The 1,396-nt window shown below is 41.0% G+C and carries 2 protein-coding genes; both read right to left on the bottom strand.

Features of this window, described 5'->3' with window-relative positions; all coding sequences use genetic code 11:
- Positions 1 to 26: 26 nt before the first annotated feature.
- Positions 27 to 962, bottom strand: coding sequence for a transposase (locus tag M2135_RS15530; RefSeq protein ID WP_348537121.1), 936 nt, complete (start codon positions 960 to 962; stop codon positions 27 to 29).
- 40 nt (positions 963 to 1,002) lie between these two features.
- Positions 1,003 to 1,344 carry a transposase gene (locus M2135_RS15525; RefSeq protein WP_163319863.1) on the bottom strand — a complete coding sequence of 114 codons (342 nt, stop codon included), beginning with the start codon at positions 1,342 to 1,344 and terminating at the stop codon, positions 1,003 to 1,005.
- Between the last annotated feature and the right edge of the window lie 52 nt (positions 1,345 to 1,396).

Genomic DNA, 1,396 nt, shown 5'->3' with positions numbered 1-1,396 from the left:
ATGGCTCACCCCGTAAAGTTGTGGAGCTAGGCATAAATATTTTTGAGTCTAAACAGGAAGTATGGGATATTGTTTACTCCCCTGAGCACAGACCTAAACGCTTTAATCTTGGCATTGAATGATTCAGCCGAAGCATTGGTAGCCCTTCTGTCAAAGAAGTTTAATATTGTTTTGTAGTGTGCCTGTACAGAGCGCATCACCGTTCCAAAATGTTCAAAGCCTGACTCTTCGATGGCATTATACCAGCGTGCTAAACGGGTGAGGGCTACTTTTTTATCCTTGGTGGTATGATAGATACTTTTTAGTTGTATTGTTAGTTTATAGGCAACTTTTAATGTCGGATAATAGTGAAATAGTATTTCAGCTCTTTGTCTCTGCCGGGGAGTCCATTTGTCTTCATTTTTAAACAATAAATAACGACTGCGTATAAGAAGTTGACGATGTGTGTCCCCATTTTCAAGGATCAATGGCACATACGATTTCTTATTCTCTTTGGCCAGGGCTATCTCTTTAGTTTCCTGTTCAATGGCTTTCCAACGAAAAGCTATCCGCATATCCTGCAGAGCATCACAGGCTAACTTTTGAACATGGAAGCGGTCTGTTACCTGCGAGGCTTTTGGAAAACAACGAGTTACTATTACCCCCATATTGGCAGCCATATCCAAAGTGACTTCTTTTACCTTACGCCGTAAGCTGTCTTTAATCCTTAATAGGACTTCAATAACATCTTCAGCTTTTGTTCCTCGTACTATAGAGACAATAGAACCTTTCCTACCTTTAGCTTCTTTGTTGGTGATGATTGTATAGAGTTCATCATCACTCAAAGAAGTCTCATCTATACTTAGGTAAGGGCTTATATTCTCGGGAAACAACAGCCATTTGTCTGCGTGTTCACGCTCCGACCATTCAAGAAAGCCAGACAAATAGATACGATACCACTCTTCCAGTCTTTGTGCGTTCAAACCATAAAACTTAGCTAATGTACTACAACTAACGGGAGTATTATCCAGGTGTTCCTTTTAAAAAAGAGGCAAACTCTTCGGTTAGACGAGTGCCTTTTGCTACTACTTCCCAATCACGCATATAAGGATTGCCTGTATCCATATCTTGCCAGCGACGACGGCGGACGTGAAGTATTAAACTTTTCCCTCGAAGAGGAAAGTCATGTATCGATGCGGGTGGGTAAAATCCTTTGGATTGAAGGTGTTTGCCTTTACGCTCTTCTTCCGATAAGTCCTTTTCATCCAAATAGATTAATATCGCTGTAGAGGTGCGTTCGGCATGGGTTACTTCAAAATAAGTCAATATGCCATCGGGTAATAATAGTTCGTAGCCTGTTTCCATAAAACAAAACTACTCCCTTTTTTCTAGCTCCACAACTTTACGGGGTGAGCCA

It is taken from the genome of Parabacteroides sp. PF5-9 (assembly GCF_029893105.1).
Taxonomy (GTDB): domain Bacteria; phylum Bacteroidota; class Bacteroidia; order Bacteroidales; family Tannerellaceae; genus JARXWG01.
The sequence above is the reverse complement of the archived record's forward strand: the minus strand, read 5'-3'. Positions and strand labels throughout refer to the sequence as shown.

What these genes read in the sequence shown, in the direction of transcription:
- M2135_RS15525 (WP_163319863.1), bottom strand. Translation starts at nt 1,344, where the DNA reads ATGGAAACAGGCTACGAACTATTATTACCCGATGGCATATTGACTTAT.